Raw genomic sequence first — 25,632 nt, forward strand, 5'->3', positions numbered from 1 at the left:
AAAAACTATAATAAAAAGTAGAAAAGGTGTTTTAGAATATCCAAGGTGGGTATATATAAAACAAATAAAAAATGTTAATAAATAACATGGAGGTAAAAAAATGGAAGATAGACAAATATGTAATTGTATGGAAGTTAGCTACTCAACTATTAAAAAAGCAGTAGAAGATGGTGCTAAAACTGTAGACGACATCAAAGAAATGACTGAAGCATCAACTGGATGCGGTGGATGTGAAGACGAAATACAAGAAATATTAGATGAATTATTAAAATAATATCACATTCGTAAATTTAAAAAAGGTGTTTCAATTACAACTATCGGAACACCTTTTTTAGTGCAATATTGAAAACGTTTAAGAAACAGATTAAAGCATAAAATATAAGTTATAATTTATTTTCACAGCGATTTTGTTTATAATAAATATAGAGAAATTAATTCTAAATTAGGAGGAAAAATTTATGAGTAATGTTTTTGAAATAAAAAAAGATGTTTATTACGTAGGTGTTGAAGACAAAGCACTAGAAGTATTCGACATAATAATGGAAACTGAATACGGAACAACTTACAATTCATACCTAATAAAAGACGAAAAAACAGTTTTATTTGATACTGTAAAATCAAATTTCAAGGATGAATTCTTTGAAAATATAGAAAAGGTAACTCCAATTGAAGATATCGACTACATAGTAGTTCATCATACTGAACCAGACCACGCAAGTAGTTTATCTTACGTTTTAGAAAAAAATCCAAACGCAGTAGTTTATTGTACTACTCCTGCTAAAAACTTCTTAACTAACCAATTAAACAAACCATTCAACGTTCAAACTATAAAAGATGGTGATGTTTTAAATATAGGTAAGAGAAATATAAAATTTGTCACTGCTCCAATGCTTCACTGGTCAGACACAATGTTTACTTATATAGAAGAAGACAAATTATTATTAACTTGTGACGCTTTCGGATGCCACTACGGATCTTATGAAGCAGACGCTGCTGTAAACAACGAAGACTACCTAAAAGCTTCAAAAGTTTACTACGACTGCATAGTTAAACCATTTGCTGCTGACGTATTAAAGGGAGTAGACAAGGTTGTTAAATTAGGTCTTGACTTCGATACAATCTTAACTTCACATGGTCCAATTTTATCAAAAGAACCAATGGCTCAAGTTCAAAGATATGTAGAATGGTCAAAAGAAGCTGTAGCAGCTACTAACAACGACAAGATGAGCATATTCTACCTATCAGCTTATGGAAACACTAAACAAATGGCTGAAAAGATAGTAGAAGGTGCTAAATCAGAAGGCGTTGAACCAGATTTATACGACTTAGAACAACTAAGCGCACAAGAAATGCATGACATATTCCTAGCATCTAAAGTTGTAGTATTAGGTTCTCCAACAATCAACAGATCAATGGTTAAACCTATGTGGGACTTATTCGCTAGCATAGACCCAATGGCAAACAAAGGAACTATAGCAGGTGTATTTGGTTCTTTCGGATGGAGTGGTGAAGGTGTATCAATAGCTGAAGCTGCTTTAAAGGCTATGGGATTCAAGATGCCAGTGGAAACTGTTAAGAAAAAATTCTTCCCAGATGATGAAACTCTACAAGCTTGCGTAGAAGCTGGTAAAGAATACGCTAAATTATTAAAATAATTAGCGATTGAAATAGAATATAATTTTTTAAGTGTAATATTAGAAAGCCTATATGGATTAGCGATAATTCATATAGGCTTTTTAATTTTATAATAAGTTCTACAATATTAGAATACTATAGCATAACTATTTTGTTGTACAAAAAAATGTATATTGATATAATTTTATTTAACTGAAAAAACGATTACTTTTTTTCCACACTGAAGAGGAAATTAAATGACTATATCTATAAACACAAATTATATATAATTTAAAATAAGAAAAGCAAATAAATAAAATACAAAAAATCATATAAACGATATCTTCTTCAGTAAATTTTGTATAAGTTTTAACAAAAAATTTCCGCAGTAAAGAGGAAATTAAATGACTATATACAAAAGAAAGAATTATATATAATAAAATTATAATAAGGGGAGAGGAAAAATGATAAATAAGAGATTAAAGCAAATATTTAATATTTTAAGACAAACTCAAGAAAAAATAAAAGGTGATAGTCTTGCTTTATCTACAGGAGTATCTAGCAGAACTATTAGAAACGATATCAAAGAGCTTAACTCTATTTTAAAGGATGCGGGAGCTGAAATTGAATCAGAAGTAGGCCAAGGATATTTTTTAAAAATCAATGATTACGCTAGATATGAAGAATTTTTGAAATCATTAGAATCTTCAGAAGCAAAAGTAGAATCTCAGAATATTATTCCTTCTGAACCTAAAGATAGAGAATTATATATAATTAATAAATTATTGCTGAGAGCTCTAAATAAAGAAGAAAAATTTGATTTATTTGATTTAGAGGAGGAATTATTTATAAGTAATTCAACCTTGAAAAAAGACTTAAGATCAGTAGATAAAGTATTAAAAAAATACGATTTAAAGGTAAGTATAACAAAAACGTATGGAGTCAGAATTATTGGCGAAGAAGCTAAAATAAGATATTGTATTTCAGATTATATTTTCAATGATAAAACAAAAACAAAAAAGGAAAGAAAGCAGTTCTTTGAAAATATTTTTTCAGCAAATGAAATAAAAATAGTAAAAGAAATACTACTTGAAAATATTAAAAAATACAATTTGAAATTAACTGATATATCTTTTAATAACCTAGTAAACCATACTTTGATAATGTTAGAAAGATTTAAATTTAAAAAAGTTGTCAAATATCCTATAGAAGAGATTAGAGCATTTACTTTAACTGATGAATTTAAATGTGCTCAGGAGGTAATTTTACAGCTTAAAGAAAAATTGAATATTGATCTAGGCGATGAAGTTTATTATTTAACACAGCATTTAATTTCTAGTCAAAGATTTTTAATTGAAGATATCAATGGTGAATATACATACAAGCCAGAGATTCAGTATATCTTAGCTACTATTAAGGAAAAAACAAAAATAGACCTATCAGATGATAAACAATTAATAAATGGATTGGCTATGCATTTAAATTCAGCACTTCAAAGACTTAGATTTGATATGAATATAAGAAATGAGTTTTTAGATTCTATAAAAAATTCTTATCCACTGGCTTTTGAACTAGCTGTTATAGCAGGTGAAATAATTGAAAAGAAATTTAACCTAAAGGCAAAGGAAAGTGAAATAGGATTTTTAGCGATGCACTTTGGGGCTTCACTAGAAAGAAAGGGCTTAAATAAAAATCGAAAGAGAAAAAAGGTAGCTATCGTATGTATTGCAGGTGTTGCAACGGCGATGCTTCTAAAGGAAAAGATACAAAACAATCTAAATAATAAGGTTGAAGTTGTAAAAACATGTTCAATGAATGATGTAAGCCAAGAATTGATAGATAGTGTTGATTTAGTGTTTACTACAGTTGAATTGGAAAACTTCTCTAGTCCTAAAATTAAAAAGATTAAATTATTTTTAGAAGAAAAAGATATTGATCAACTAGAAAAAATGATTGATGACACAGAAAAAGGTTCTAATGAAATAGATTATAAGGAAATCTTTAAGCCTGAGTTATTCTTCTGTAACGTGGATTTTAAGGATAAAAATTCTGTATTAGAATTCATGACAGATAAAATGCTAGAAAATGGCTATATATCTGAAGCAGTAAAGGAATCAATCTTTAAAAGAGAAGAAATGGCGACAACTGAATTAGGTGGATTAGTAGCTATACCACATGCATTAGCACATAATATGACAGAAGCTGCTGTATCTATAATGATTTTAAAGAAGCCGATTTTATGGGATGAAGAAAAAGTACAGGTAGTTTTATTATTCAGCATTCCAAAGAGTAAATACGATATTTGGGAGGTTGTATTTAAAAAGCTATACAACTACCTGATAGCTCAGCAAGGTGTTATGAAATTAATAAAAAATAGAAATTATGAGGAATTCATATCAGAATTGAATAAAACTCAGCAATAAATACAAAGAACCAAAAAGGGGGGATAAATTTTGGATAAATTAATATTAACAGAAAAAAATGTTAAATTAAAAGTCGAAGCTAGTACCTGGGAGGAAGCAGTAAGAGCAGGTGCAAGCATGCTAGTCGAACAAGGATGCGCTAAAGAATCATATGTAGATGCAATAATAAGTTCAGTCAAAGAATTCGGACCATACATTGTAATAGCAGATGGAATAGCAATTCCTCACACAAGACCAGAAAAAGGAGCACTAAAGATAGGATGTAGTTTAATTACATTAAAAGAGCCTGTACATTTCGAAGGCGATGAAAGTGCAGTAAAAGTACTAATATGCTTTTCAGCAGTAGATAATGCAAGTCATTTAGATGTTCTAAGAATGATAATGGAATTTATAAATGAAGGCATGATCGATGAAATAGCAAAAGTCGATACATATGACGAATTAATAAAATTAATTAATAAATAAAAATATTAAGGAGGAGTAGTTATGTTAAAAATATTAGCAGTATGTGGAGCAGGTTTAGGAAGCAGTTTTGCTTGTCAAATGAGTGTAGAAGCAGTTTTAAAAGAATTAGGTGTAGAAGCTAAGCTAGATCACACTGATATCTCAAGTGTTTCAGGAGCAAATGCAGATATAGTAATATCAGGTAAAAACTTCGAAAAACAATTCGAAAGATATTCTATAAGCTGTCCAAAAATATTCTTAAACAGATTAGTAGACAAAAAAGAAATAAAAGAAAAATTAGTTCCAGTTTTACAAGAATTAGGTGCTCTTTAAAATCAAAGAGCCCATTAAAAGCAATTTATCAAATTATAAATCATAACAATTTAATAAAAAGGGAGGAAAAACTATGGCAGCATTAGATTTTATAATCAAAAATATCTTAACTCAAGCATCAATCATAATAGCACTAATAGCATTATTAGGATTAGTTTTACAAAAGAAACCATTAGGAACAGTAGTATCAGGAACTATGAAAACTATGTTAGGTTTCCTAGTATTATCAGCAGGTTCTTCAGTAATCGTAAGTTCATTAACATACTTTGGTGATATATTCCAATCAGCATTTGGACTTCAAGGTATAGTAGCTTCAATAGAAGGTATAAACGGACAAGCCATGAACGAATTAGGGCTTGGTAGTGAAATAGCTATTACTTTAGCAGGTATATTCATAGTAAATATATTAATAGCAAGATTTACTAAATTTAAATACATATTCTTAACAGGTCAAGCTTTATTATGGGAAGCAACTTTATGTGCAGTATTTGCTTACTACTGTGGATTAAGAGGATTACCACTAATACTTGCAGGTAGTATAGTAGGTGGATTCTTCGCAACATTCATGCCAGCATTTGCACAACCTATAGTTAAGAAGATCACAGGTAGTGAAGATATAGCATTAGGACATTTATGTACTATAGGATATATGTTCACAGCATTAGTAGCAAAATTAACTGGAGGAAACTCTAAATCAACAGAAGATATAGAATTACCAAAAAGCTTAGAATTTATGCAAGATACTTATCTATCAGTAATGGTAGTTATGGTTCCTTTATACTTAATAACAGCAGCATTTGCAGGACCAGCAGCTTGTGCAGATTACTGTGGAAGCACAAACTACATGGTACATGCATTCTTACAAGGTATGCAATTCGTAGTTGGTGTATACGTATTAATGACAGGTGTTCGTATGTTACTTGCTGAAATCGTACCAGCATTCCAAGGTATATCAATGAAATTAGTTCCAAATTCAGTACCAGCATTAGACTGTCCAGTATTATTCCCATATGCACCAAATGCAGTAATATTAGGGTTCATATTCACTACAATAGGATCAATAATAGGTATGTTTACTACACCTTTAGTAGGATTACCAATGGTACTTCCAGGAGTATTATCTAACTTCTTCGCAGGTGGTACAGCAGGTATATTCGCTAACCAAGTAGGTGGTAGAAGAGGGGTTGCAATTGGTTGTATAGCACATGGTATATTCATAACATTCTTACCAGCTATGTTATCTCCAATGTTAGCTGAAATAGGATTTATAGGAACTACTTGTACAGACGTTGATACAGTAGTAACAGCATTCTTCTTCATGTTAATTAAATCAGTTACAGGAGTTTTCGGATTCTAGGATAATTAATTTTTAGAAATTTAACAGCTACTAGCTAATTGTTAGAAATATAATTAGCTAGTAGTTATAAATTAATTAAAAGTTGTAATAGGAGGAATTTACATGTTCTTTTTATTCGGAAAGAAAAAAGATAAAGCAGAGAAAAAAAGTAAAGAAACAAAGGTTGAAAAAACACTTAATATAGAAGAAATATTACAGACAATAGAAAGTGAAAAAGCAAAATTAGAATCACTATCAGGTAAAGAACGTATTGAATGCTTAAATAAATTAGGATCTTTATATTTTCAAGCGGAAAAAATTTCTGAAGCTATAGAAATGTATGAAACAAGCTTAGAAGAAAATAAAGAGCTAGGAAAAGCATATACAGATTTATTAAAGCTTTACAACATTAAGAGAAAAGAAGCTTCAGATTCTAAGGATGAAGATCAAGTTAAGATGTACATGGATAAAATCAACAGCTTGATGCAATTATCAAAAGACGTAATACGCGGAAAAGCATAAAATACTTAAAAAAGTAAATAAAATATAAAAAATACATATAAAAGCATAAAAAGGAGACAGAGTAATGTATAAGAATTTAATAGAATTATTCAAAGAAAATGAAGGAAAAGGAGCTGTTGGAGCATTCAACCTACACTGCTTTGAAATGCTACCAGCTATGATAAAAGCAGCAGAAGAAATAAATGTTCCAATAATAATACAAACTTCACTTGGAACAGCTGAATATATAGGATTTGAACCATTAATAGCAGCTGTAAAAGCATTAGCAGAAAAATCAACAGTAAGTGTTGCATTACATATGGACCACTGCAAAGACATAGAAAAACTTAAAAAAGCTATAGACTGTGGATACAGCTCAGTTATGTACGATGGTTCTTCATTACCAATAGAAGAAAATATAAAAAATACAAAAGAAGTAGTTGCATATGCTCACGAAAGAGGAGTTTCAGTAGAAGGTGAAGTTGGTTCTATAGGTGGAGCTGAAGAAGGTGTAGTAGTTGCAAAAGACGATGCAATGTATACTAAACCAGAAGATGCATTATACTTCGCTACAGAAACAGGTGTTGATGCATTAGCAGTTTCTATAGGAACTACTCACGGTCAATACAAATCAAAAGCTAAAATAAACTATGAATTATTAACTGAATTAAAAGCTAAATTAGGAGATACAGGATTAGTTTTACATGGTGGAACTGGAGTATCTGATGAAGATATGAAACGTTGCGTACGTGAAGGAATGAAGAAAATAAACGTAGGAACTGAATTAAACAAATCTTACATAGAAGTAGTAAACACTACATTCCCAGATGCAACACCTTTAACTTCTTTAAGAAAACTTTTAGGGCCTGCAAACGAAAAAATAAAAGATATTATAATAGATAAAGCAACTTTATTCAAAATGTAATATAAAATAATCTTAAATTTAAACGGGCTAATTGTAACAATTAACCCGTTTATTTGGTTAAAGGAGAATAATTATGAAGAAGGTACTAATACTATTAGCTGGATATCCAGCTACAGGAAAATCTTTTTTATGCAATAAAATACTAGCAAAATACCCAGAATTTCAAGTTGTATCTCAGGATACTATGAAGGAAGAATTATTTGACGAATATGGATTTAATAATCTAGAGGAAAAAGTAAAGATAGAGCAAATGAGCTGGCAAAAATACTATGAAACTATAGATAACAAGATGGAAAAATCTGAGATGATAATATCTGATTATCCATTTAGCGATAAGCAAAAGGGAACTTTAGACGATTTATCTAAAAAGCACGACTACAGGGTGCTTACTATCAGATTAATTGGAGATATACCAACTTTATATCAAAGATCAATCCAAAGAGACAACGATTCATCTAGACATCTATCACATATGGTCAGCTGCTATCATAAGGGGGATGTGCTAGAGGATAGAACAAAGGGCGATTGCTTTGTTACTTTTGAGATATTTAAAGATAGATGTGAAAATAAAGGCTACGATAAATTCCAATTAGGCGAATTAATTGAAATAGATGTGACTGATTATAGTAAAATAGATTATGATCAAATTTTAAGTGATATATCAAAATTTATAGATTAGATACTAAAATTATAGGGGGAAGATGATATGGAAAAAAGTAAAATTTTAGGAATGGTAGACCACACTTTATTAGCACAAACTTCTACATGGGAACAAATTAAACAACTTTGTGATGATGCTTGTCTATATAAAACTGCTTCAGTTTGTATTCCACCTTCATTTGTAAAAAGAGCAAAGGAATACGTTGGAGATGATTTAAAAATATGCACAGTTATAGGATTTCCAAACGGATATCAAACAACAGAGGTCAAAAAATTTGAAACAAAGGATGCAATAGATAACGGTGCTGATGAAATCGATATGGTGATTTCAATATCAGATTTAAAAGATAAAAAATACGACGAAATAGAAAACGAAATAAAAGCGCTAAAAGAAATTTGTGGCGATCTTATATTAAAGGTAATCATAGAAACTTGCCTACTTACAGAAGAAGAAAAAATTAAAATGTGTGAAATCGTTACAAAATCAGGAGCAGACTATATAAAAACATCTACAGGATTTTCTACAGCAGGAGCTACTTTTGAAGACATAGCTTTATTCAAAAAAAATGTAGGAGAAAATGTAAAGATAAAGGCAGCTGGAGGAATTTCTTCATTTGAAGATGCAGAAAAATTTGTAGAGCTTGGTGCTGATAGACTTGGAACAAGTAGATTAGTAAAAATTGCTAAGAAGGAGAAATAAAAATGGCTATAATGTGTATAGGTCAGTCTGCATACGACATCCTAGTCCCTATGCAAGACAGTATCGTTGAAAATCAAAAATACAGAATCACAGACAAAGTAGAATGTGGAGGAGGTCCTGCCCTAAACTCAGCTTACTTATGCTCATTATGGGGCGCTGAAGTTTATCTAGTTAGCAGAATTGGTAAAGACTACTACGGAGATCAGCTTAGAAAAATTTTAGTCGACACAGGTGTAAATATAGACTACCTAATAAAAGACGATAAAATTTCAACTCCATACAGTTTTATTCTATGTAATCAACAAAACGGAAATAGAACTCTATTTAATTTCCCTGGAGAAAAGAGCGGTTTAGATTTCACGCTTCCAGACGAAAAAATAGATGTTATTTTAAGCGATGGACATGAGCCAGAAGTCAGTATAGCTGCTATTAAAAAATACCCAGATGCCATTTCAGTAGTAGATGCCGGTACATACAGAGAGAGCACTTACCAAGTTGCAAAGGAAGTCGACTACATCGTGTGCTCAGAGGATTTTGCCAGACAATACACTGGAAAAGCTGTGAACCTTGAAAATTGGGAAGAATGCAAGGAAATATTCGCCGAAGTGAAGAAAATAAACAACAAAAAAGCAGTAATCACTCTAGGGGAAAAAGGTCTACTATACGAAATGGACGGAGAGCTAATTCACCTAGATGCGTACAAGGTAAAGGCAATCGACACTAACGGCGCAGGAGATATTTTCCACGGAGCATTTGCATATGGAATCGATAAAAAGCTAGAGCTTCTAGATATATTGAAAAAAAGCTCTATGGCATCAGCAATCTCAGTACAAAGCATGGGTGGACAAATCTCTATACCAACGCTGGCTGAAGTCGAAAAGCAATTAGATTTAGTTTCTAAAAAATAATAGTAAAAGGAAGTATTGTCAAATAGAATTAAATCTATTTTTCAACACTTCTTTTTTTTAAGAGGAGGATTAATTATGAAGTTACAAGATTTATGCGGTATGTTTGATCATACATTGTTAAAGCCTTTTGCAGATGAAAAATCATTTGAAAAATTATGCAAGGAAGCTGCTGATAATAAATTTGCTATGGTAGCGATAAATTCAAGTCCAGTTTCATTATGTAAAAAGCTTCTAGAAGGAACAGGGGTACACGTTGGTGCGGCAATATCTTTCCCTCTAGGACAAACATCAATCGAAGTCAAAGCCTTTGAAACTGAAGATGCTATAAAAAATGGTGCTGATGAAATTGATTACGTTATAAACATTGGCGAATTAAAAAATGGAAATTACGATTACATAAAAAAAGAGATGGAGACAATAGTTGGTATTTGTAAAAAGAATAATGTAATTTCTAAGGTTATATTTGAAAACTGCTATCTTGAAAAAAGCGAAATTAAAAAGGTCGCAGAAATCGCCAAGGAAGTTAAACCAGATTTTATTAAAACAAGTACTGGATTTGGTACTTCAGGAGCAACAATTGAGGATGTAAAATTAATGAAACAAACAGTTGGCGAAGATGTAAAGGTTAAAGCTGCAGGAGGAATACGCGACTGGGAAACTTGCAAGGCTATGATAGAAGCAGGTGCAGAGCGTATAGGAACAAGTAGTAGCTTTAAAATAATAGAACAATTTAAAGCTGCAAATGAAAAATAATATTAAAAGAAAGTGCTGTTAAATAGAATTAAATTTATTTATCGGCACTTTTTTTAGGCTTGTGTTATCTAAAATTTATCGTGTTGACTCTGTCCTTAGGTAAAGCTATAAGATAAAGATAGAAAAACTGAAGGGAGAGATTTAAATGAGCAGCCATAAAATTTTAGAATTAGAAAACAAAATAAAAGGCGATTACAAAAATATCGCAGGGGTAGTTGTGCTAAAGGATGGAAACACTGTATATGAAAACTACTTTAACGGATGCACATCATCTAGCACAATACATGTTTACTCAGTCACAAAAAGCATAATTTCAATCTTAGTTGGAATAGCTATAGACAAGGGCTATATCAAAAGTATCGATCAAAAGGTACTAGACTTTTTATCAGACTACACAGTCAAAAAACGAGAAAAAGCAATACAAAATATCACACTCGAAAACCTTTTGACGATGACAGTACCATATAAGTATGTAATTCCACCTTATGAAAAATATTTCACAAGCGACAACTGGGTGAACTTCGCACTCGACTTACTAGGAGGCGAAGGTGAAATAGGAGAATTTAGTTATGCTCCATTAATAGGACCAGACATTTTATCAGGCATTCTCGCAAAAATAACTGGACAATCCGTGCTAGATTTTGCTACAGAAAATCTATTTATACCGCTTGGAATCACCGTAGCTGGCAATATAACATTTAATAGCAAAGAAGAGCAGATGGCATTTTACGAATCAAGCGATATCAGCGGTTGGGTTGCCGACCCTACTGGCACAAATGCAGCAGGCTGGGGACTAACTCTAACAGCTATGGACATGGCAAAAATAGGCGAGCTATACTTAAATGGCGGAATCTACAACGGAAAACAAATCGTATCCGAAAAATGGATTAAGGACAGTACAACAGAACATAGCCGCTGGAAAGAACAAAATCTGCCATACGGATATCTATGGTGGCTTAATGATGACGATGAACACGGATACGCAGCTATGGGCGATGGCGGAAATATCATATATGTCAATGAAGACAAAAAAATAGTAGTATCTATAGTAGCCTTTTTCGTTCCAAATGTAACAGACAGGATAGACTTTATAAAAGAGTATATCGAGCCGATATTTGAGGATTGTGAATAGTGATTTAGTCTATATTTTTTATAAAAAAGAGTAGTTAGAAATTCTAGCTACTCTTATGATTTTATTTGCCTAACTTTAGTCTAATAATTCTGTATCGATAATTTGAAAATTAGCCCTATGAATATAAAGAGCCTTTCCATCAATCATTAATTTTGTCATCTTTGGAAGATTTTTTGGAATTTCCCAATAAACTTCATCTCCGGAATAACCAGTAATTGGTTGACCGAGCTGAGATTTAATAACTACCACTCTTGATTTTCCAAACATATTTTTGTATTTATTCACAATATTTGATACATAAGTATAATCAGAAATACCTTTATTTGAAGTACTATTGATTTCTTCTTTTGTAAAATCAACAGATGGTTTTAATCCTTTTTGTTCAAATATACAAGTATCTCCACAGCTTTGAATTTGATTTCCATCAATATTAATAGTTATGACAGAGGACATCTCATAGCCAGTGATGACATCTCCATCACTGTCATAATTAGTCGTTTCAACTGCATTACCTTTTATGTTGATTTTTTCGCCACTTGTTGTTAGGACTAGTTTTCCATAATTGTCATAAGTATGAATTGTATATCCATTTCCTTTTAAATTACCTTTAATATCATTGATTTTTGAATTAAATTTTGCACATCCTGTAATACTAAATATAAACATCATACACATTACTAAACATACAATTTTTCTTAAAATTTTCTTCATTTTTTTATTATCCCCCTTGGTTATTAGATGCTCCGATGCGAATTATTCCCGATTGTAAGCCGTTTAATTATGATAAATATTCGTTTTTATAATATTTAAACCTATGATACACTTAAAATATGAAAATTACAAGTAAAGGAGAGGGGATTATGAAGCGAGCATATTTAAAATATATTTTTTCATTGCTTTTGTTTGGAACAAACGGTGTCGTTGCGAGCTATATATCGCTTTCAAGCTATGAAATTGTGTTTTTTAGAACGTTGATTGGGAGCTTGATGTTGGTATCGATATTTATATTTTCTAAGAGAGAAGTCTCTTTTAAGAAATATAAAAAACAGACATTTTTCGCCATACTATCTGGAGTCGCGATGGGACTTAGCTGGATGTTTGTGTATGAGGCTTATAAACAAATAGGTGTCAGTATTGCTTCACTTGTATTTTATTGTGGACCGATAATAGTGATGATTGTTTCACCGATTTTATTTAAAGAAAAATTGACTTTACCTAAGATTTTAGGGTTTATTACCGTATTTTGTGGAGTTTTGCTTGTCAACGGTCGAATATCACATGGTGGAAATATTAAATTTGGCTTGTTCTGTGGAGCTATGGCGGCGTTAATGTACTCATTAATGATTATATTTAACAAACAAGCAAAGGATATCGTTGGATTGGAAATTTCTACAATACAGCTTGTAGCAGGATTTGTAGTAGTTGCAGTATTTATTGGATTTAAACAGGGATTTGTGATAGATGTACCTGCTTCGAGCTGGATACCTATTTTTATACTAGGTTTAGTTAATACAGCGATAGGGTGTTATCTTTATTTTTCATCAATTTCCGACTTGCCAGTTCAGACAGTCGCTGTATGTGGTTATTTAGAGCCGTTGTCAGCAGTTGTATTTTCAGTATTGATATTAGGTGAAGTCATGAGTTTACCTCAAATTATAGGTGCTGTATTGATTATTTGTGGAGCAATATTTGCAGAGTGTTCTGATATGATATTTGCAAAAAACAAAAAAATAATACATGTTGAAAATAAATAACAATATTAAAATAATTATCACAAAATATTTTTTATATCAAATATTTTTTATATCAAATAAAATCTCCTATTTTATTGAATATAAATTGCGCAAACACTATAATTTAAATTAGCAGGTTATTTTTATATAATTGGAGGAAAATAATGGAAAAGAAAAAGAGATTGAAAAAACCAGATTGGTTTAAAGTCAGCTACGACAGCGGTGTAGGCGAAGTAGCGAAAATGATGGAAGATAACGCTTTACATACTGTTTGCAAGGAAGCAAACTGTCCTAATAGAGGTGAATGCTACAAAAAACGTACAGTTACTTACATGATAATGGGTAACCAATGCTCAAGAAACTGCAAATTCTGCAACGTTACAAATGGAGTGCCTACAAAATTAGACGAAAATGAGCCTCTTAGAGTAGCAGAATCTGCTAAAAAATTAAACCTAAAGCACGTCGTAGTAACTAGTGTTACAAGAGACGACTTAGAAGATGGTGGAGCAAATCATTTTGCCAAAACTATCACAGAAATTAGAAGATTAAATCCAGATACAACAATCGAGGTTTTAATACCTGATTTAAAGGGTGAGCCTAAGAATTTAGATATAGTTATCGCAGCAAAACCAGATGTGATAAACCATAACATGGAAACTGTAGAGAGATTATACGAAAAAGTAAGACCAGAAGCTGAGTACGAAAGATCATTATTCGTATTAAAATATGTAAAAGAAAAAGCACCAGATATACTTACAAAGACAGGAATAATGGTAGGTCTTGGCGAAACGGACGAAGAAGTATACAAATTAATGGACGATGTGCTAGCTGTTGATTGCGATATATTCACAATCGGACAATACTTACAACCAACTAGAAAGCACGTGGATGTAGAAGAATACGTGAGCCTAGAAAAATTTGACGAATACAAAAAAGTAGGGGAAGAAAAAGGATTTAAATTTATAGCAAGTAGCCCTCTAGTTAGAAGCTCATACAAGGCAGCAGAAGCCCTAGAAGCACATATAGCAAAAACAAAAGCAGAAAAATAAATTTGTATATTTAAGGAGAAAATGACATGATATACGTAGACAGCAACTCAACTAGCCCGTATTTTAACTTCGCATTAGAGGAGTATTTACTGACTCAGAAGGATCTAGGCGACGATGAAATATTTTTATTTTGGAGAACGTCACCTACAGTTATGGTCGGCAGATACCAAAATACATTGGCAGAGATAAACGAACCATATGTTAAGGCAAACAACGTAAATTTAGTTAGACGTAATTCTGGTGGTGGGACTATATACACAGATATGGGCGCTTGGCAATTTACATTTATACAAAAAAACTACAAAAATGAAGGTATATCCTTTTCAAAATTCACAACACCAGTAGTAGAAGCGCTTAGAGCAGAAGGCGTCGACGCTTCATTTAGTGGCAGAAACGACCTTATGATAGGAAATAGAAAATTCTCAGGAAATGCCCAATATATAAAAGACAACGCAATGCTACACCACGGCTCTCTGCTATTCGACACAGACATAAAATCCATGGTAGAAGCACTAAGCGTATCCGAAGAAAAAATCATAGCTAAAGGCATCAAATCAGTCAGCCAAAGAGTAATCAACGTAAAAGAAGCCATGGGAGAAGGCGTAACAAGTGAGGATTTTAGAGACATAATGCTAAAAAGTCTATTAAAAGGCTCAAACAAAATCTACAAGCTTACAGACGAAGACATAAAGGCCATCGAAAAAATCAGCAAGGAAAAATTTGAATCCTGGGAATGGACTTACGGCAGAAACCCTAAATTCAACCTAGAGCGCGCGAAACGCTTCAAAGGTGGAAGAGTAAGCTTCAAGCTAGAAGTCAAAAACGGCACAATAGAAGACTGCCAAATCGAAGGTGATTTCTTCGGAAGTGGAGATATAGAATCCGTAGAAAAGTCATTAATTGGCTGCAAATATAAAAAAGAAGATCTAAAAAAAGTTTTAGATTCTTTGGATGTAGAAAGTTATTTTTATAAGATAACTGGCGATGAATTATTAGAATGCCTTATAGATTAGCAATATCAATAAAAAATCAAAGTGGTATCATAGATGCCACTTTTTTCTTACTTATTTAAAATATATAACGACTCTAACCATTGTAATTATATTTAACAACTTTGTGATAGTGGTATAACTGCTAAAATAAATTGTATGAGCATGTATAAAATCCTTATTTTGGTTACATAATTGTAGTAGTTACTTGTTTAAAAATACAAGTTTTTAAGCTATAATTATATTAAAGAAAGTAGGGATAAATATTGACAGTAAAAGAAAAGATTAAACTTGACGAAATTTTAAAGCGTTTATTCACTACTTCTGACAAAGTATTAATAAAACTTCTCAACGCAATATTTGAGGAGAATTTTAATCCAGACGAAGTCAGTGTAAGCATTACAAATAGCGAGTTTATTGATGAGACCTTAGAAATGGCATAAGAAAGCTATATTTTCCAAAACAAAAGGTAATCTTTTTCGAGGAAAACAAAAATATCGAAGACCAGTTAAAACTGCTAATTATATTTTCAGAAGAGCAAGAGTTTCTGTACAAAGTAGATGTAATTAAATATTGGCAGTATAGCGACGAAGATCTTATACAAAAACAAATGTATCCATTGATTCCGCTACAACTATTTAATTTAAGAAAGAAACTTCATTTTGCAAAAAATAAAAATGATATAGATAAAATAAAAGAATTATCTATAACTGCTAAAAATTTAGCGACCAAATTGGCATATGAATCAAAAGAATTATTTGAAAAACATGAAATTCTTGGTGAAGATTTTCATAAAATGCTATTAGCAATACAAAATCTAATTGAATATTTAAATCAAAATTACATCGAGGATGAGAGTTTGGAAGAAGAGGTGAGTATTATGACAAAAACATTATATGATCCAGAAGTTGAAAGACGAGGCTATGAAAAAGGCGAAAAGAGTGGGTACGAAAAAGGAAAAATAGAAATTGTTTTAAATATGTACTCAGAAGGTTTAAGTGAAAAACAAATATCTAAATTTACTAATATAGATGTTGAAAGGGTGCAAGAAATAATAAAAAAGCATATTAATTAAAGAGCATTGAAATTTCTAGTCAAGTATGTGGCTGGAGATATTTTTTTGATGAGAAAACTCTAGCCTAAAATTGTAGCTAGAGCTTTCTATTATTTAAATATTTTAATTACACCCTTATCATTCAAATTCTTAACCACCGAAATAGTAATCGGAAGACCGAGCATCCCTATAAATCCCAAGAAATGAAGCCCCACAAACATACTAATAAGAGTCACCACAGGATGAAGGCCTACCTGCTGTCCAACCAACTTAGGATCGACAATATTTCTGATAATAGTAACTATCACATAAAGCAGAGCGATTCCAAGACCTATTTTATAATTTCCATAAGCAAATGAAATTATAGCTCAAGGTATCATTATCCCACCTGTTCCAAGCACTGGCAAAATATCAAACACAGCTATTACAAGTGCAATAAGCACGGCATTAGGTATTCCTATTATGCTAAGGCCGATTGTGATTTCAGCGAAGGTCATCGTCAATATAAGTATGTAGGACAATACGCATTTGAATAGAGTAGTAGTTATGTATTTTTTGACCTCTCCAATAGAACTTGAAGCTGACTCAGGTAGCTGTCTTTTTATAAAGCCTGTGATTTTTTCAAAATCGATAGTCATAAAGAATGTGACAATTATAGTTATTATAGTTTTTACAAAAATCCCCGGAATAGATGTAGCAAAGCCAGAGCAAATAAATCCTGCAAAACCACGACAAGCTTTGCTCCGACCATAATCACTACGAAAGATGTAACAGCGTAAAACAAAAGCACAAATAATATAGAAACAAACCCTCTTCTCAAATGCAGCTTTTCACAGCACAGCTTAATAGGTGCATTTAAAATCGCAGCTATCAAAAAGGCGGCTATACCTATTAAGTATAACCACCTTTAATTTTCTAAACAAACTTTATATAAATTATAGAGCCTTACTGTCCTTATCATTTCCCCAACATTCAACTTTTCCTAATCCTTCTATATTAGCAGGGTTGAAAGTAGGATTTTTAATTCCAGCTTTTCTTTGCTTAGTATAGTCGTCTAAAGCTCTGAAAGCAAACTTACCAAGAAGTGCGATTGCAACTAAGTTTACTATAGCCATAAGAGCCATTATTACGTCAGCTAAGTTCCAAACTATTTCTACTTGAGTTAGAGAACCGAATAAAACCATGCATACAACTACGCATCTAAATACGAACATAACATTTTTATTTTCGCCGAATATAAATTCTATGTTAGATTGTCCATAGTAGTAGTTTCCAACTATTGAACTGAATGCAAATAGGAAGATACAAACTGCTATAAACATATATCCGAAAGATCCTATATGATAGCTTAATGCTTCTTGAGCTAATTCTATACCAGTTGCTCCAGATGTTTGAGCGAATTGAGTATATAAAAGAACCATAAAAGCAGTGCAGCTACAGATTATTATAGTATCTGTGAAAACACCAAGAGATTGTATTAAGCCTTGTTTTACTGGGTGAGAAGTGTTGGCTGTTGCAGCTGCATTAGGAGCAGAACCCATACCAGCTTCATTAGAGAATAGACCTCTTTTTACCCCAACTAATATCATACCAGTAAATGTACCAGCTGTGAATTCTCTGAAGTTAAACGCACTACTGAATATAGCTCCGAATACTTGTGGCATTAAAGTTATGTTTTTAGCTACTACAAATAGTGCAATTAATATGTAAGCCACAGCAAATATTGGAACTATTACTTCAGAAACCTTGGCAACTCTGTGAACTCCACCGAATATAACAGCAGCAGTTAATACGCATAAAACTATACCCATAGCAAGCTTAGGTACACCGAAAGCGCTGTTAAATGCAAGTGACATTGTGTTTGCTTGAACTGCATTGAAAACAAATGGGAAGCAAAGAGTTATAAGAACTGAGAATAATATAGCCATCCATCTTTGATTTAAACCTTGTTCCATATAGTAAGCAGGACCACCTCTAAATGCAGTTCCATCTTTTATTTTGTAGATTTGTGCAAGGGTACTTTCTACAAAGCTTGATGCAGAACCAATAAGAGCAACTAACCACATCCAAAATACAGCTCCAGGACCACCTGACATTATAGCTATAGCAATCCCTGCTATATTACCAGTACCAACACGAGATGCAGTACTTATACAGAATGCTTGGAATGAAGATATCTTACCGTCAGCCTTAGCCTCCTTGCCCATTCCATCGCCTAAAAGTCTGAACATTTCTCCAAAATATCTGAATTGAACAAATCTTGTTCTAAATGAGAAATATAGACCAAGCACAATTAATGCGATTACAAGAATATAAGTCCATAAAAAGTCATTAATTACTGTTACAAAACCGTTTAAAGTTTCCATTAAATACCTCCTCAAAATAAAATAATAAAAATTTATAACACATTAACATATATATAAATATAATATATGTAATTTATATTTTTTATAAAATCAATTTATAGTTACAATCTAGTCACAATAAACATTATAATGTAAATAAATAGTAAAAGCAATATGTAATATTAATTATCCTTTTTGTAGAAAATATAATATTTTCTGAAAAATTATACAATGATTTTGTAAAAAAAATACTGTAAAAAATTTACAATAGGGTTATAACTTCCAATAAAGTTTATCAACAGTAAGTGAGGTTAAAATAGGTAATATTTTAGCAGTTTATATAGTGTATTTTTGTATAATGATAATAGAAATTATATGAAAGTTAGAATGAGGAGTCATGCAATAAATATTTGATTACTTGTAATATAAAAATAATTTTAAAAATAAAATCGCAAAGATCCCGAGTAAGATTTTTGCGATTTTTATTTTAATAATACTTAATAGATACGATTTTTCCCAACTTAACTAGCACCTTTTCAAGCTCACTAATAACATGAAGTCTAAGCTCTAGATCTCTTTGGAAAAAGGATTCAGCATTTGCTATATTAAGTGATCTTCCAACTAATAGTTCGATATGAGACGCGCTGTACAAAAGCTTAGCCATTTGAGATGCACCGTCTTTTGCCTTGAACATATCGTCATCCAAGCTCTTAGACAGCTCCTGCAATCTCTCTATAGTCTTAGAAAGAGTAAGCACACCCTCTGTAACCAGGTCGATTCCTGGAATATAAGCTATAGGAGGAACTTCCCTGTCGTAAATCTCTGTGCTAGGTTTTATGTCGACTCCGAGTTCTCTAGCGACTATTTGTGAGGTTGTGCCACCGCAGACTATTTTTATATCGGCATTAGTCATAAGCTCGCGTACTACCTTGGAGTCGTCATCTTTGTTTGTAGGAGGACCAGTGAAAAGCTTGACCTTTTTAGGTCTTGTAGCTTTTAGGACGCATACAGTTGTATCGTCGCCTGGCTCTAATAAATACATTTGATTGCATACCCCTAGCAAATCGTTTTTTATATCCATAGCAGACATAGATTCTCTAGCGTGGATTTTTAGGTATTTTGCGATGTCCTCCCACTGCCAGTTTAAGTTGAGAGTATCTCCAGCGCTCGCGTATAGTGCACCGTCGCTTACAAATACTAGCACGTCGTTTTCTCTTAATTCTATATTAGACTCGCGAACTAGCTTTCCACAAATATTTTTTTCTGTATAATAAATTTTTTCTATCTGACCTCTTCTTAAGAAAAATGTCTCCGGTCCGTCGAATTCAGCTATATATGCTTTGTCGTCGTTTGTGATTTTTACAATAGTAAATGTAGAATAGGCGATGTTTTTTTCGGCATCTACGGGAAGCGTCTTTACGATTGTCTCGACAGTTTCCTCTATTGTAAGCCCGTTTTTTATCATTGTAAGTGCTATTGTAGAGGTAAGAGTAGATAAAATGTTCGCCTTGACACCGCTACTAAGCCCGTCAGATAAAACAGCTACACACATATCCTTGCCTATATAAAACTCTACGTTGTCACCACAAAGCTCCTCTCCATGTTTAATAAGACTGCCTGATGCAAAATCTATAAAATACTTCATTTTTAGTTACCTTCCTCATCTAAAATTAAATTTTTTAATTTTGTCAAAGTTACTTTTGTCTCAGCTGTTGTCTCTCCAAGCAAGCTGGCTATTTCCTGTGCTACAGTCATCTGCTTATCGATGACCTTTTGAGCTATTTCCATAGTTTCTACCCTCATAGATTGAAGCTTTTGTTGAGCTTTTTCATCCTTAGTGATATCGACAGCCAGCCATAAAAACATTTGGTACTCTTCTAGCCAGTAAATAGTCTGTAGTATAGTAGAGTTGTCGTATTCTTCAAATGTTAATTTTTCATTTCTGACGTTTTTTCTAAATTTCTTGACGTTTTCAAATTCCTCATCGTCTAAGTACATTCCAAGCGGCATTCCTTTTGCTTCGTCCTTTTCTATTTTAAAGAAGGCTTCTGCTGCTGGATTTAATTCTATAATAAACAAGTTTTTATCTATAAGGCCTATTAGGTTAGGAGAGCATTCACATATTACATTAGACAGACTTTGTGCTCTATCTCTCATATAAGGTAAGCACATTGAAGGCTCTGAAAGCCCGTTAAATACAGCAATTGCCTTTTCTCTACATGTAGAGTAGCCACAGTTACCACAATTTAGCTCATCGTAGCGAGTCATTCTACCCATTGATTCTAAAATTTCTTGTATCTCAGCTTCAGTAGGTTGTTTTAATTTGACAGGCTTAGGTGGATATTCCTTATGCAGAAAAATGTCTAAAACCATATCGGCATATGGGTTTGGCTCCGATTTATCCTTGAATAGCTCGTTGTATTTTGCTCTATTTTTTAATAAATCTCGTTTTACCTCTATGAAGCATCTGTCGTCTGTATTTAAATCTGAGCCGTATAAGCATCCGTGGTCACAGGCGTTCATTTCAAAGAAGGTATTTTCGAATTTGCCGTCCTTTATAGCGTTTAGGACGCTTTTACAATCGTCAATACCGTTTACGCATAAAACTGTTTTATGAGGATTTTTGCTTTCAATAAGCTTGGCAGTTTCTCCTGGCATCGGGAATAGTACCTTATCATTACATACAAGATCGAACGGCTCGATTTCTAGCTCGTCAAGATTTATATTTTCTATATTCATCCATTTTTGTAATTCGTAAAATGTTATAACCTCATCTGCACAAATTTCATTATTTGCATCGGTCTTTTTAGCTATACAAGGCTCTATAAATACGACTTTGTTGTCGCTTCCGTATTTACGCTTTAAAAAACGTCCATGGCTTATATATGGTGAAACTACAGGAATTAGACAGATTGCTAATTCTGGATAGTGCTTTTGAATAAGGTGGTTGATTGAAGGACACATAGATGTAATGTAGTTTTGATCGTCATTTTTGTTTGCATAGGCGTTGTATATGTCAAAAATTGGTTTTGTAGTTATACTAGAATCCTCCACATGAGAAAAGCCTAGTTTTCTAAGAGCAGCTGGTATTTTAAGGCTTTTATCACCAAATGCAGCTGCAAAGCTAGGATCGATTGATGCGATTACCTTTTCTCCTCTTTTAATCAAGCTCTTGACAGCACTAAAGCTCGTTTTTTCAAGTCTATAATGTTGTGGACATGCTTTAGAGCATTTACCACAAAGAATACATCTATCTTTAAGGATGTCGGCTTGGCCATCTTTGATTACTATAGCGTCTACAGCACAATGTCTGATACAAGCATAACATCCGCGACATCCTTTTTTAGCAAAATTAGAATTTGACATAAGATTTTCCTCCTCATAATAAATATTAAAATATTCCTCGATTAATAAGGAAATTATTTGAAATTTAATAAAATTATACTATATTTTAAAAATATTTACTATTATTTGACATTAAGTCTTATATTGTAGAGAAGAATTACTTTGAAATATTACAAAAATGTAACTGGTAAAAAATACAAAAACAGATTATTATATAAATATAAAAATGATATCAAAATAATATCACTTTTATATAAGAAAGACGAGGTCGGGTAAATTTTATAAAAACAAGTTCTTCACCAATAGTCATCGAGAATTACGAGGAGGTGTGTACTGATGAGTGAAGTAAATTTAGCCAAACAAGAAAAATCAATTGAAGAAAAAGAAATAAACGCCATGAGTGGCTGGTTAGGTCTTTTTCTAGGAATATTATTTATTTTAGCTTTTCCAGCGGGGATAGTTTTATCAGTTGTATTTGGCATGATATGGCCTATTTTTGTTGTGATAGTTTTATTAATAGTAGGAATACTTCTACTATGTGGCTTGAAAATAGTAAATCCAAATGAATCTATAGTATTCGTTTTATTTGGTAATTACTACGGAACACTTAAAAAACCAGGATTTTACTTTGTAAATCCATTTGTAACAGCGATAAATCCAACTTACGAGCCACAACTAACTAAGCTTGGCAAGCTTGGAGAAAAGGATTCAGACGAAGAAAGTTCAACTTCAAACACTAAAAAAATATCTTTAAAGGCTATGACACTTAACAATCAAAAACAAAAGGTAAATGATGAGCTAGGAAATCCTATAATAATAGGAACTATAGTTATTTGGAAGGTTGTAAATCCTACAAAGGCTGTATTTAATGTAGAAAACTACAAGACATTTTTATCAATACAATGCGACTCTACTATAAGAAACGTTGCGAGACTTTATCCATATGACTCAGAGGATTCAGAGGATCACAAAGAAAAATCGCTTCGTGGAAGTAGTCAAGAGGTAGCAGATAAATTAAAAGAAGAGCTTCAAAAACGTGTTGAAATAGCAGGTATAGAAGTAGAAGAAGTACGTATAACTCACTTATCTTATGCACCAGAGATTGCAGCGGCGATGCTACAACGTCAACAAGCAGAGGCTATAATAGCAGCTCGTAAGAAAATAGTAGAAGGGGCTGTCGGTATGGTTGAAATGGCGCTTAATTCTCTTAGCGAAAAGGAAGTCGTAGAGCTAGACGACGAAAGAAAGGCCGCTATGGTTAGCAATTTACTTGTGGTTTTATGTGGAAGTAAGGACGCCCAACCTATAGTAAATAGCGGTTCTATTTATTAATTATTATGGCTGAGAAAAAAGACAAGAGTAAAAAACAAATTTTGCTTAGGATTTCGCCAACTCTGTGGAATGAATTAGCTCAGTGGTCAGAGGATGAGTTTAGATCTATAAACGGTCAGATAGAGTACTTGCTCACAGAATGCGTAAAGGCGCGCAAGAAAAGCAAGAAAAAATCTACTTTAGATGAAGATGAGTAATATGGAAAAATATATTTTCTGTATTTATTTATAAAAGTGTAAAATTTTAATAATATTTTTAGGGGGAATGGAAAATGATTATAGTTACAACGGATCAAATACCAGGAAAAGAAATTAAAGAGGTTATAGGAGTTGTTTCAGGGGGAACAGTTCAATCAAAGAACATAGGTAAAGATATTGGAGCTGGACTAAAGGGTCTAGTAGGTGGAGAAATGAAATCATACACTGCTATGATGGAAGAAGCTAGAGATATAGCTATGAAGAGATTAATAGAAAAAGCTAGCAGCGCAGGAGCAAATGCTATAGTTGGAATGAGATTTATGACTTCTTCTATAGTACAAGGAGCTAGTGAAGTTATAGCTTATGGAACAGCAGTAGTAGTTGAATAAGATTTAATTTGCTTGTAATAGTAAAGGCTATCAATCCTTAAGGGGGTTGATAGCCTTTTTAAGTATTCCGAAAAACTAAAAAAGTCAGCTATGCCGGGCTGACTTTTAAATTCTAACTTTGGGGAAAGTAGAATATGTATTAATTCATATACTCTAAATATATGCCAAACTTAGTGTATATGTTTTTTACGTTATTTAAAATAGTTTGTGTTCTCAATTTCTTGATTATTATTATATTAAAGGAATTTATTAGTGTCAATCGCTTATTTTTGGCGGAATTTATGGTAAAGGTGATAAGTATTTTGGGAAAACGTATGATTATTTCAAATATATATAATATAGAAGAGATTATAAATTTATTTGTATACATAATTCAATAAAAAACTTACAAAAGAATTATAAAAAAAATATTAAAAAATAAAAGTAAATTAAATAAAAAAATTTTAATATAATTGTAAAATATTAAGATGAAAATAGACTAGGTTTGAACCTAGTCTTATTTAGTTATCATTTATTATGATTTCTTCACTACTGAAGATTTTAATTTTATCGCACCAAAACCATCGATTTTACATTCTATATCATGGCCGTCAGATGGATCGTGTACTAATCTTATGTTTTTTACCTTAGTTCCGATTTTTATAGATGATGAGCTTCCTTTTACCTTAAGATCTTTTATTACAATTACAGAATCTCCGTCACTTAAAACATTTCCGTTTGCGTCTTTTATAACATTTTCGTCCTCAGATGTCATGCTTGCATTCCATTCATAGCTACATTCGGGACAGACTAAAAGAGAACCGTCTTCATAAGTGTATTCTGAATTGCATTTTGGACAATTTGGTAAATTTTCCATTAAATTTCCTCCTAAAATTTGTGATAGGTCTATATAATATCATATATTTTATGTTACTTCAAATAGTCGTCGATAATTTTCCATTCTGCTATTAATTTATCCAGTGAAAATCTAGCATTTGCAGGGCTTGTAGAAGGTAGCTTTATCGCCTTCATGCTTGTAGATTTTTCACAATATTTTCTATATAAATCATAGGATTTTCCTCCATTACAAAATATTTGCTTTATATTGGATTTGTGTATTATTGAATTAAAGTCGTTTACGACTACGTTTTTTATACTGCTGTCACTAGAGCCCTCTATTTCGCAGCTGGCGATTACATCCCATACAGCTATGTTGTTGTCTAGTAGAAATTTCTTTTTATCTTCTATAGAACTAGGAGTATCACAGCCTACAACTGCAGCTAGAGTTTTCCAAAATCTATTTTGTGGGTGATGGTAGAAAAACTGATTTTCTCTAGATTTTACAGATGGAAAAGATCCTAAAATCAAAATCTTAGAGTTTTCGTTGTAAATTGGAGGTATTTCATGTTTTACTTTTTCCATTACAATTAATCCTTTCTAATGTGATGATATTTATATGATAGGAGAGTATTTTTCACATGTCAAGATGAT

At 32.2% G+C, this 25,632-nt stretch carries 27 protein-coding genes and 1 pseudogene; 21 read left to right on the forward strand and 7 right to left on the reverse strand.

The window, feature by feature from the left end:
* The first annotated feature begins 100 nt into the window (after positions 1 to 100).
* The 13 genes from SPD90_RS05680 to SPD90_RS05740 all read left to right on the forward strand — a co-directional run bounded on the left by SPD90_RS05680 (position 101) and on the right by SPD90_RS05740 (position 11,729).
* Complete coding sequence (locus SPD90_RS05680; RefSeq protein ID WP_320924593.1) at positions 101 to 274, forward strand: (2Fe-2S)-binding protein; 174 nt, start codon at positions 101 to 103, stop codon at positions 272 to 274.
* A gap of 184 nt (positions 275 to 458) precedes the next feature.
* Positions 459 to 1,655, forward strand: a complete 1,197-nt coding sequence (locus SPD90_RS05685; protein WP_320924594.1) for an FprA family A-type flavoprotein — start codon at positions 459 to 461, stop codon at positions 1,653 to 1,655.
* 423 nt (positions 1,656 to 2,078) lie between these two features.
* Positions 2,079 to 4,037, forward strand: coding sequence for a BglG family transcription antiterminator (locus SPD90_RS05690; RefSeq protein ID WP_320924595.1), 1,959 nt, complete (start codon positions 2,079 to 2,081; stop codon positions 4,035 to 4,037).
* A gap of 30 nt (positions 4,038 to 4,067) precedes the next feature.
* Positions 4,068 to 4,502, forward strand: a complete 435-nt coding sequence (locus tag SPD90_RS05695; protein ID WP_320625402.1) for a PTS sugar transporter subunit IIA — start codon at positions 4,068 to 4,070, stop codon at positions 4,500 to 4,502.
* 21 nt (positions 4,503 to 4,523) lie between these two features.
* Complete coding sequence (locus SPD90_RS05700; RefSeq protein ID WP_320625403.1) at positions 4,524 to 4,814, forward strand: PTS sugar transporter subunit IIB; 291 nt, start codon at positions 4,524 to 4,526, stop codon at positions 4,812 to 4,814.
* A 73-nt stretch (positions 4,815 to 4,887) separates the two neighbouring features.
* The gene (locus tag SPD90_RS05705; RefSeq protein WP_320625404.1) at positions 4,888 to 6,171 is read left to right on the forward strand and encodes a PTS ascorbate transporter subunit IIC; all 1,284 of its coding nucleotides are present in this window, start codon (positions 4,888 to 4,890) and stop codon (positions 6,169 to 6,171) included.
* A gap of 102 nt (positions 6,172 to 6,273) precedes the next feature.
* The gene (locus SPD90_RS05710) at positions 6,274 to 6,672 is read left to right on the forward strand and encodes a tetratricopeptide repeat protein (protein WP_320625405.1); all 399 of its coding nucleotides are present in this window, start codon (positions 6,274 to 6,276) and stop codon (positions 6,670 to 6,672) included.
* A 64-nt stretch (positions 6,673 to 6,736) separates the two neighbouring features.
* Positions 6,737 to 7,576 carry a class II fructose-bisphosphate aldolase gene (locus SPD90_RS05715; RefSeq protein ID WP_320625406.1) on the forward strand — a complete coding sequence of 280 codons (840 nt, stop codon included), beginning with the start codon at positions 6,737 to 6,739 and terminating at the stop codon, positions 7,574 to 7,576.
* Between the two features lie 73 nt (positions 7,577 to 7,649).
* Positions 7,650 to 8,255 (forward strand): AAA family ATPase, encoded by a 606-nt coding sequence (locus SPD90_RS05720; RefSeq protein WP_320924596.1) that lies wholly within the window; start codon positions 7,650 to 7,652, stop codon positions 8,253 to 8,255.
* 27 nt (positions 8,256 to 8,282) lie between these two features.
* Positions 8,283 to 8,936, forward strand: coding sequence for a deoxyribose-phosphate aldolase (gene deoC / locus SPD90_RS05725; protein ID WP_320625408.1), 654 nt, complete (start codon positions 8,283 to 8,285; stop codon positions 8,934 to 8,936).
* A gap of 2 nt (positions 8,937 to 8,938) precedes the next feature.
* Positions 8,939 to 9,844: a carbohydrate kinase family protein gene (locus SPD90_RS05730; RefSeq protein WP_320924597.1), complete on the forward strand. Its 906-nt coding sequence runs from the start codon at positions 8,939 to 8,941 to the stop codon at positions 9,842 to 9,844.
* Between the two features lie 75 nt (positions 9,845 to 9,919).
* Positions 9,920 to 10,597, forward strand: coding sequence for a deoxyribose-phosphate aldolase (gene deoC, locus SPD90_RS05735; protein ID WP_320924598.1), 678 nt, complete (start codon positions 9,920 to 9,922; stop codon positions 10,595 to 10,597).
* Between the two features lie 145 nt (positions 10,598 to 10,742).
* Positions 10,743 to 11,729, forward strand: a complete 987-nt coding sequence (locus SPD90_RS05740; RefSeq protein WP_320924599.1) for a serine hydrolase domain-containing protein — start codon at positions 10,743 to 10,745, stop codon at positions 11,727 to 11,729.
* Positions 11,730 to 11,804: 75 nt separating this feature from the next.
* Here SPD90_RS05740 and SPD90_RS05745 read toward each other — a convergent pair whose 3' ends face one another.
* A complete protein-coding gene (locus tag SPD90_RS05745; RefSeq protein ID WP_320924600.1) occupies positions 11,805 to 12,440 on the reverse strand; it encodes a DUF5052 family protein in 636 nt (211 codons plus the stop codon).
* Positions 12,441 to 12,589: 149 nt separating this feature from the next.
* Here SPD90_RS05745 and SPD90_RS05750 point away from each other — a divergent pair, with 149 nt between their 5' ends.
* The 5 genes from SPD90_RS05750 to SPD90_RS05770 all read left to right on the forward strand — a co-directional run bounded on the left by SPD90_RS05750 (position 12,590) and on the right by SPD90_RS05770 (position 16,575).
* Positions 12,590 to 13,483, forward strand: coding sequence for a DMT family transporter (locus SPD90_RS05750; RefSeq protein WP_320924601.1), 894 nt, complete (start codon positions 12,590 to 12,592; stop codon positions 13,481 to 13,483).
* A 143-nt stretch (positions 13,484 to 13,626) separates the two neighbouring features.
* Positions 13,627 to 14,511, forward strand: coding sequence for a lipoyl synthase (gene lipA / locus SPD90_RS05755; RefSeq protein ID WP_320924602.1), 885 nt, complete (start codon positions 13,627 to 13,629; stop codon positions 14,509 to 14,511).
* Between the two features lie 26 nt (positions 14,512 to 14,537).
* Positions 14,538 to 15,524, forward strand: a complete 987-nt coding sequence (locus SPD90_RS05760) for a lipoate--protein ligase (protein WP_320924603.1) — start codon at positions 14,538 to 14,540, stop codon at positions 15,522 to 15,524.
* Positions 15,525 to 15,766: 242 nt separating this feature from the next.
* Entirely contained in the window at positions 15,767 to 15,943 is a 177-nt protein-coding gene (locus tag SPD90_RS05765; RefSeq protein WP_320924604.1) for a hypothetical protein, read from the forward strand.
* Between the two features lie 167 nt (positions 15,944 to 16,110).
* A complete protein-coding gene (locus tag SPD90_RS05770; protein ID WP_320924605.1) occupies positions 16,111 to 16,575 on the forward strand; it encodes a hypothetical protein in 465 nt (154 codons plus the stop codon).
* A gap of 89 nt (positions 16,576 to 16,664) precedes the next feature.
* Here SPD90_RS05770 and SPD90_RS05775 read toward each other — a convergent pair.
* The 4 genes and pseudogenes from SPD90_RS05775 to SPD90_RS05790 form a co-directional block, all read right to left on the reverse strand.
* Positions 16,665 to 17,351: pseudogene (locus tag SPD90_RS05775) on the reverse strand (AI-2E family transporter).
* Between the two features lie 138 nt (positions 17,352 to 17,489).
* Positions 17,490 to 18,920, reverse strand: a complete 1,431-nt coding sequence (locus SPD90_RS05780; protein ID WP_320924606.1) for an alanine/glycine:cation symporter family protein — start codon at positions 18,918 to 18,920, stop codon at positions 17,490 to 17,492.
* 466 nt (positions 18,921 to 19,386) lie between these two features.
* Positions 19,387 to 20,544, reverse strand: a complete 1,158-nt coding sequence (locus SPD90_RS05785; RefSeq protein WP_320924607.1) for a SpoIIE family protein phosphatase — start codon at positions 20,542 to 20,544, stop codon at positions 19,387 to 19,389.
* A gap of 2 nt (positions 20,545 to 20,546) precedes the next feature.
* Positions 20,547 to 22,265, reverse strand: coding sequence for a [Fe-Fe] hydrogenase large subunit C-terminal domain-containing protein (locus tag SPD90_RS05790; RefSeq protein WP_320924608.1), 1,719 nt, complete (start codon positions 22,263 to 22,265; stop codon positions 20,547 to 20,549).
* Positions 22,266 to 22,580: 315 nt separating this feature from the next.
* On the opposite strand from SPD90_RS05790, the gene SPD90_RS05795 reads away from it, so the two are divergent.
* From SPD90_RS05795 to SPD90_RS05805, 3 genes are all read left to right on the forward strand, one after another.
* The gene (locus SPD90_RS05795) at positions 22,581 to 23,576 is read left to right on the forward strand and encodes an SPFH domain-containing protein (RefSeq protein ID WP_320924609.1); all 996 of its coding nucleotides are present in this window, start codon (positions 22,581 to 22,583) and stop codon (positions 23,574 to 23,576) included.
* Positions 23,577 to 23,617: 41 nt separating this feature from the next.
* Positions 23,618 to 23,773: a hypothetical protein gene (locus tag SPD90_RS05800; RefSeq protein WP_331680521.1), complete on the forward strand. Its 156-nt coding sequence runs from the start codon at positions 23,618 to 23,620 to the stop codon at positions 23,771 to 23,773.
* A gap of 74 nt (positions 23,774 to 23,847) precedes the next feature.
* Positions 23,848 to 24,162 (forward strand): YbjQ family protein, encoded by a 315-nt coding sequence (locus tag SPD90_RS05805; protein WP_320924610.1) that lies wholly within the window; start codon positions 23,848 to 23,850, stop codon positions 24,160 to 24,162.
* Positions 24,163 to 24,676: 514 nt separating this feature from the next.
* Here the strand turns inward: SPD90_RS05805 and SPD90_RS05810 are convergent.
* Together SPD90_RS05810 and SPD90_RS05815 are read right to left on the reverse strand one after the other, a co-directional pair.
* Positions 24,677 to 25,018: a zinc ribbon domain-containing protein YjdM gene (locus tag SPD90_RS05810; protein ID WP_320924611.1), complete on the reverse strand. Its 342-nt coding sequence runs from the start codon at positions 25,016 to 25,018 to the stop codon at positions 24,677 to 24,679.
* A gap of 53 nt (positions 25,019 to 25,071) precedes the next feature.
* Positions 25,072 to 25,563, reverse strand: a complete 492-nt coding sequence (locus tag SPD90_RS05815; protein ID WP_320924612.1) for a DNA-deoxyinosine glycosylase — start codon at positions 25,561 to 25,563, stop codon at positions 25,072 to 25,074.
* Positions 25,564 to 25,632 lie beyond the last annotated feature (69 nt).

Source organism: Intestinibacter sp., from assembly GCF_034113885.1.
Lineage (GTDB): Bacteria > Bacillota > Clostridia > Peptostreptococcales > Peptostreptococcaceae > Intestinibacter.